The sequence below is a fragment of the Candidatus Binataceae bacterium genome, from assembly GCA_035294265.1.
In the GTDB taxonomy this organism is placed as follows: Bacteria; Desulfobacterota; Binatia; order Binatales; family Binataceae; genus DATGLK01.
Window position 1 is genome coordinate 1 of the sequence record DATGLK010000082.1, and the last position, 6,703, is coordinate 6,703.

Here is a 6,703-nt window from a genome sequence, read left to right on the forward strand (position 1 = left end):
CACGCCGGAGCTGGCGCAAGAGGAATTGGCCGAGATGATCGGCAGCTCGCGTCCGATGGTGAGCAAATTGCTTACCGAGATGAGCGAGCGCGGGGTGATCGCGCGCCAGGGGCGGCGTTACGTCTTGCTGCGCGGAGCGGGGTTGGATCAGGCGCCGCAAATTCTGCCCCGATTGGAGTTGGAAGCGACGCCCGAACCCAGCGGTCCCTCGCGAGGCAACGAGCGGGTGGGCGGGCGAGGCTCCGCCCGCACTGCGGCCTGAGTCGTGCCTGCGCGGCCGGGCTTAAGCGGCGGGTTTGAGGGCGGCGACCGCGCGCGCCCAACGCGGGGTGGGATCAGGTTCCCAATGATAAAAGGATACCCGGTCCAGCAGCCCGCCGTAGCGATCGGCGATTGCCTGCCCGATCTGCTCCAACGGTGCGCTGATCGCGAAGGTTTCGAGCATCTCCTCGCCGATCTCGCCGGCCATCCCCGCCCAATCGCCGCGCGCGGCACGCTGGTTGAGCCGGAGCGCAATTTCGCCCCAGCCGTGCAGCTCCAATACCGGCCTATAGGCGCGAGTGGAGGCATAGAAGGCGATCTGGCGGCGCACCGCCTCGCGTTCGGCGGCTCGTTCCCGCTCGGTGTCGCCGGTGATCGCGAACAGACCGCTGACCAGTTCAATTTCGCTGCGCTGGCGCCCGGCGCGGGCAAGCCCGGCCTCCAGGTTTGGGATCACCACTTCGCGCAGGTAGCGCGGGGTGTGGAAGGTATGCACGATGAAGCCCTGGCATAGCTCGCCTGCCAGGGCCGTGATGCGCGGGTTGAGTCCGGCGATATAGATCGGAATGTCGGACCATTGATGAGCCGGCGGAGTAAAAAAGGGGGTCATCAGGGAGAAGCGATAGAAGCGGCCCTGATAGGAGAGCGTGCTGCCGCCTTCGCGCCAGGATTTGAAGATAGCGCGCAAAGCCTCAACATATTCTCTCATGCGTGCGGCGGGCGGTTGCCAGGGCATGTTGTAGCGCCGCTCGATGTGCCCTTTGACCTGGCTGCCCAGGCCCAGCACGAAGCGCCCTTGAGACAACCGGGCGAGGTCCCAGGCGGTATAAGCCACTGTCATAGGGCTGCGCGCGAAAGCGACGGCGATTGCGGTACCCAGCATTATTCGCTGGGTATGTTCGGCGGCCAGGACCAGCGGTAAAAAAGGATCGTTGCCAGTCTCGGCGGTCCACAGCCCGTCGAAGCCGGCGGCCTCGGCCGCGCTGGCCTGGGCGGCGATTCGACGCAGGTCAGTGCTCATTAGATGAAGATCGAGCTTCACGGGTTTATCCCCTTGTTGGTTCGCGCGCAGTCGCGCAAATAATCTCTTCCCCCGTTCGCTTCATGTCCACCACCCGTGGCTCGCGAGGTCAGTAAACAAGTGGCAGTGACGTGGGCCGGCGGCCCAGTCCTTTTAAAAGGAATTGCTGTCTCGAAACTTCTGCGCAGAGCTCGGCTGGTTTTCGCATACGTCGATGAGGCTGGGCCGGGACTACCCCGCATGCGCCATCCTGAGTGCCAGCCAAGCATCCCCAGCATGCAGGCTCTTCCCGCAAATGATCGACGTTGCGACTCACCGGGCTTTGCGTCCGCCACCGTAGAAATTTTTCACTGGCTCGCGTGCGGTGCTCGCGGTCACCCAGGTCTCTTTGGCGGCCTCCATCTTCTTAAATGACGTGGCTTTGAAAAGCTGCTGGGACCTTTTCCGCATACTGGCAGGCCTAGGCCAAAACGCTATCGCGAGATAGTTTGCATCACGCGTCCCGATGCGGCGTCGGCGATATCGAGCTGAAAGGGCGTGGCCACGTGATAGGTCTGCTTGGCCTGATCGATTCCCGTGCTCAGATCCGAGACGAAGCGCTGCTTGATGAAGGGTGGCATCGCATCCATCGGAAAGTTGTCCATCAGCACCACCGCCTTGTTGGCGGCCGGCCATTGCACGCTGGAAACCTTGGGCCCGGCCACGGGCAGGTTGCGCACCAGAGCCTCGATCTGACCCTTGAAGGTGGTGGCAGGCGCTACCGCCGCGGCGGCCGAGGGCGGCGGCGCGGAGTCGGCCGCCGCGCTTTCCATCGGCGGCGGACTGCTGGGGGCGCCGTTCAGCTTGGCCAGCATGTCGTTGACACGCTTGCGCGCGTCGGCGTCGGGAGCTTGCTTGAGCGCTTGGGCAAAGGCGGCGCGGGCGTGGTCGTTGTCGTTTTGCGCCGCGTAGGCCACCGCCATGTTGTAGTAACCCTCGAAGAAGTTGGGCTTGATTGTAACCGCCTGATGATACAGATGCAGAGCCTGGTCGGCGTTGCCGGTATAGAGGTACATGGTGCCCAGATCGACCAATACCTGCGGATCGTTGGGCGCGATTTTAAGGTAATGCTCGTAGGCCGCGATCGCTTCGTCGTACTGCTGGCGGTCGTAGTCGATGTCGCCAATCCCGCGCAAGGCGGGAGGATCGTTGGGATCGAGCTTGAGCACGTGGGCGAAGGCCTGGGTAGCGAGCTGGTAGTAGCTGGGATCGAACTGGGCGGCGCGCAGGGATACCGCGCCCAGCTTGTCCCAGGCCGCGATATCATTGGGCTTGGCCTTGGCGTCGGCCTGAACCCCGTTGATAAAATCGCGCGCTACCTTGGGCAGCTCAATTTTGGGATGGCCTGGCGGCAGATTGGTCGGCGCGGCGGCCTCGCGACTGGCCTGGATGGTCTCCTGTTGATGGGCCAGCAAACCGACTACCCCCAGGCCGGCGATTACGATCACCACGAAGAGCGTGACAAACAGCTTGCTGACGCGGATCGGCGCGCGCTCGGGCACCACGCTCCATCTGCTCAGGTTTTGGCCGCAGCCCACGCAAAACTTGCCCGCCGGTTGGACTGGCGCGCCGCATTCTGGACAGAAATTCATGGAAGCACTCGAATTAAGCTTAACAGTTACGGGATTTGGTGGCACTTCCGGGCCTTCAACGTGCAAGCGGCCGTGCTTTATTCACGGCTGGCGAGGATCTGCGCCAAGTGGCGGACTTTCACCGGGCTGTTGGCGCGGCTGAGCCCGCCGCCGATCTGCATCAAGCAACCGCAATCGTTGGCGACCAAAACTTCGGCGCCGGTCTGATAAATGGTTTGCAGTTTGTCCGCCAGCATCGCGCCCGAGATTTCCGGGAACTTGACCGAGAACAGGCCACCGAAGCCGCAGCATTCGGTGGCGCGTGGCATCTCCACCAAAGTTAAGCCGCGCACCTTGGACAGCAGGCGCTGTGGGGGCTGGACCAGATGCAATTCGCGCAGCAGGTGGCAGGAGGGGTGATAGGTGACCGGATGAGGAAAGGAGGCGCCGACGTCGTCGATCTTGAGGACGTTGACCAGAAAATCCGAAAATTCGTGAATCCACGGAATCAACGCGCGCGCTTTGGCCAGATAGTCGGGGTGGTCGGCGAGCAGGTCGGGATAAAAAACCTTGAGCATGCTGGTGCACGATCCCGAGGGTACGACCAGCGGGGTTGCGGGCGGATAGGTGTCAAGAAAGCGGCGGGCCAAATCCAGCGCGCCTTCGCGCATTCCCTCGTTGAAAGCGGCTTGGCCGCAGCAGAAAGCCGCGCGCGGTTCGCTGACCTCGATTCCCAGCCTTTCCAGCACCGTGCGTGCGCAGTTCAGCACGCCGGGAAAAAGCTCTTCGCCCAGACAGGTGGAGAACAGGTTAACTTTCATGTGTACCGTCACTTGCCGCAGCTAGCACGATCACATACAGCGCGGTGGGGCCGTGAACTCCCAGCACCAGCCGCTTTTCAATATCGCCGGTGCGGCTGGGACCGGTCACCAGCACCATCGGATAGCTTTCCAGCCGCGCCGGGCCGATGGTGCTCAGCACGGCCGCCAAGTCGGGTAGGATTCGATCGGCGCGCAGCAATACGAAACTAATTTTGGGAATCAACGACAGGGAGCGGGCGCGGCCCGGCGAGGCGAGCATCGCCAGCGTGCCGGTCAGCGCGATACCATGCTCGGCCTCCACCAATCCGGCGTCCAGTTCTGCCAGACGATGGGTGAAATTTTCGGTGGCCTGCCTGGGGACCCAGGTGATCTGGCAGCCGGCGGCTTGCAGCGCGGCTTCCAACTCCGGCGCGCTCAGGCTCAGATCGGCGCCCACGCCAATGGAACCCACTCCCAGCCTGCTGGCCAGGTTGGCCAGCGTCGCGATCGCTTCGCGCTCCGAGGTCGCTTCGACGACCTGGGCCGACAGCGCGCGCAGTTCCTTGGTGAATTGGGCTTGCAAAGTCGCGCGGTCGGCCGCTGCGGCGCTGGCCGGTGTCGTACCGTTCGACACGTCTTGGACGCCGTTCGATTGACCATTAGGTGGATATGTGCCGTTAGCTGAGCTCAAGGCCTGCCTGATTCGCTCTAGAACCTGGGTGGTGGGGTCCATGATTATTCCTGTCCTTAATGCTGCCTTTGGCCAGGAGCAGGGAAGTCGCGCAGCTTGGTCCAAGCATTGAATGGCGGCGGCATCCAACGCACCCAACCGGCATGGGCCAGTGGCTTGGCCATCCAAGCTGCTATCCGCCCGCCGGCCCGTGCGATCCAGGGATAGCGTGCGGCACGGGCAAACCAGCGCGCGCCCGCGCGCACGCGTCGCGCCGAAGCCGACCATGCGACTTGCCCTCCCTTGTCCGCCTTCCAGCGTAGATAGAGCAGGATGCGCGGAATATCGATCTTGACTGGGCAAATCTCGCGGCAAGCTCCGCACAGGGTGGAAGCGAAGGGCAGATGGGCGGCAGCGCTTCCGACCAGGTTGGGACTGACGATGGAACCGATCGGGCCGGGATAAGTCGAGCCGTAAGCGTGACCGCCGATATGGCGATAAACCGGGCAAGCGTTGAGGCAGGCCCCGCATCGCAGACAGTACAGGGCCTCGCGCAGCACAGGGTCGGCCAGCATCGCGCTGCGGCCGTTGTCGAGGACCACCAGATGCATCTCGGTCGGTCCGTCGGCCTCGCCGGGGCGGCGCGGGCCGCTGATGAAATTGGTGTAGGCGCTCAGCTTTTGTCCGGTAGCGGTGCGCGCCAGCACTTCTAAGAAGTGGCTCAAGTCGGCCAGCTTGGGAATCACCTTTTCGATTCCCATCACCGCGACGTAAGTTTCGGGCACGGTGGTACAGAAGCGGCCGTTGCCCTCGTTCTCGACGACCACCAGAGTGCCGGTTTCGGCGACCGCAAAATTGACTCCGGTGATCCCCATTTGGGCACCCAGGAACTTGTCACGCAGAGTTAGGCGGGCAGCCGCGGTCAGTGCGCTGGGCTCGTTGGTGTAAGGGATCTGCAGCTTGTCAGCGAAGAGTTGGCCTACGTCTTCTTTGGACAGATGGATGGCGGGGGTGATGATGTGAGATGGCTTTTCATGTCGAAGCTGGACGATATATTCGCCCAAATCGGTCTCGACTGCTTCAATCCCGGCCGCTTCCAGCGCGGGATTGAGCTCAATCTCTTCGGTGGTCATCGACTTGCCCTTGACCACCCGCCGCACGCCTTTTTGCTGGGCCAGAGTCAAGATATACTGGCGCGCGCTCGCGCTGTCCGGCGCCAAGAAAACCTTGACCCCGCGCGCTTCCAGCTTGGCCTTGAGTTGGGCCAGGAGAGTGCCCAGATGCGCGATTGCGTCCTCCTTGATTCGACGCGACGCGTCGCGCTCGGCCTCGTAGGGCGGAAACTCGGCCTTGACTGCGGCCAAGTTGGCGAAATGATGGCCGGTGGCATTTTCCAGCTTGCGCCGCAGCTCGAGGTCGCTGGCGGCTTGCGCGGCGGCGTGAGAGAAATTGGCGAATCCGGCCATGACTTGAACTCCGCACTCTCCTGGGTAGCCCGATAATGGGTTAGCTCATCCGCGCTACGGCACGGCTGAGTTTGACGATCTTATCCCGTATGGCGTCGCCCGCCGGATGGTCTGGAGCCAAACGCATAAAGCTTCGCAAATCTTCCAGGGCTGGCTGAAAGCATTCCAACATTTCGTACAATTTGGCGCGCTCCAACAATTCATCGAGCGCCTGCGGATGCAGAATCAGCATGCGGTCCAGAGCGGATACCGCACGTGGCCAGTCGGCGGCGGCCAAGTAGATCTGCTTGAGGTTGCGTAGCATCCGAATCACAATCTGCCGAGTGGTGGCGGCGCGCAAGGCCTCGGCACCCAGCCGGACCTCGCGCCCGGTGGCTTTGGCGATGCGCATTTCCAGCTCGCGACGCGTGAGCAAAACGCCACGATTGAACGGATCGATGATCAATTCCGCGCCCTGCGAACAGAGCTTGACCAGGAAGTGGCCCGGGAACGAAACGCCCTCAAATGCAATTCCCAGCCGCCAGCCCACTTCCAGATAGATCACCGAGAGCGTGAGCGGAATGCCCAGCTTGCGCTCAAGCACGTCATTGAGGAAAGAGTTGCGCGGGTCGCCATAGCTGATCTCGTTGCCGGCAAAGCCGCAGTGCTCGAACAAGAAGCGCGACAGCCCTTGGGCGCTTTCCACGGCACTGCCGGTTGGGACAAAGGAGCGCGCAGCGGCGGCGAGATCGTCGAGGCGGTGCAAATAATGCTCTACGTCCAGAGAGCTGTATTCCTGCTTGGCGACCAGTAGTGCGGCGCGCGCCAGCGGAAGCGGTTCGTGGCTGGCCAATGCGCTGAATTCTTCGCGAAGGTCCGACATCAATCGGTCACCG

The 6,703-nt window shown here is 62.7% G+C and carries 7 protein-coding genes; 1 reads left to right on the forward strand and 6 read right to left on the reverse strand.

Going from position 1 to position 6,703, the window contains the following annotated elements:
• Positions 1–262, forward strand: a 262-nt coding sequence (locus VKV28_13030) for a helix-turn-helix domain-containing protein (protein ID HLH77720.1), incomplete at its 5' end; no start/stop codon positions are given.
• Positions 263–283: 21 nt separating this feature from the next.
• On the opposite strand, the gene VKV28_13035 is transcribed toward VKV28_13030, so the two are convergent.
• The 6 genes from VKV28_13035 to VKV28_13060 all read right to left on the reverse strand — a co-directional run.
• Complete coding sequence (locus VKV28_13035) at positions 284–1,303, reverse strand: TIGR03617 family F420-dependent LLM class oxidoreductase (GenBank protein HLH77721.1); 1,020 nt, start codon at positions 1,301–1,303, stop codon at positions 284–286.
• Positions 1,304–1,755: 452 nt separating this feature from the next.
• The gene (locus tag VKV28_13040) at positions 1,756–2,913 is read right to left on the reverse strand and encodes a tetratricopeptide repeat protein (GenBank protein ID HLH77722.1); all 1,158 of its coding nucleotides are present in this window, start codon (positions 2,911–2,913) and stop codon (positions 1,756–1,758) included.
• A gap of 77 nt (positions 2,914–2,990) precedes the next feature.
• Positions 2,991–3,713 carry a (Fe-S)-binding protein gene (locus VKV28_13045; protein HLH77723.1) on the reverse strand — a complete coding sequence of 241 codons (723 nt, stop codon included), beginning with the start codon at positions 3,711–3,713 and terminating at the stop codon, positions 2,991–2,993.
• The gene (locus VKV28_13050) at positions 3,703–4,326 is read right to left on the reverse strand and encodes a lactate utilization protein (GenBank protein ID HLH77724.1); all 624 of its coding nucleotides are present in this window, start codon (positions 4,324–4,326) and stop codon (positions 3,703–3,705) included. The genes VKV28_13045 and VKV28_13050 overlap by 11 nt, the downstream gene beginning before the upstream one ends.
• A gap of 113 nt (positions 4,327–4,439) precedes the next feature.
• Entirely contained in the window at positions 4,440–5,828 is a 1,389-nt protein-coding gene (locus tag VKV28_13055) for a LutB/LldF family L-lactate oxidation iron-sulfur protein (protein ID HLH77725.1), read from the reverse strand.
• Between the two features lie 40 nt (positions 5,829–5,868).
• A partial coding sequence (locus VKV28_13060) for a tetratricopeptide repeat protein (GenBank protein HLH77726.1) occupies positions 5,869–6,703 on the reverse strand: 835 nt, incomplete at its 5' end.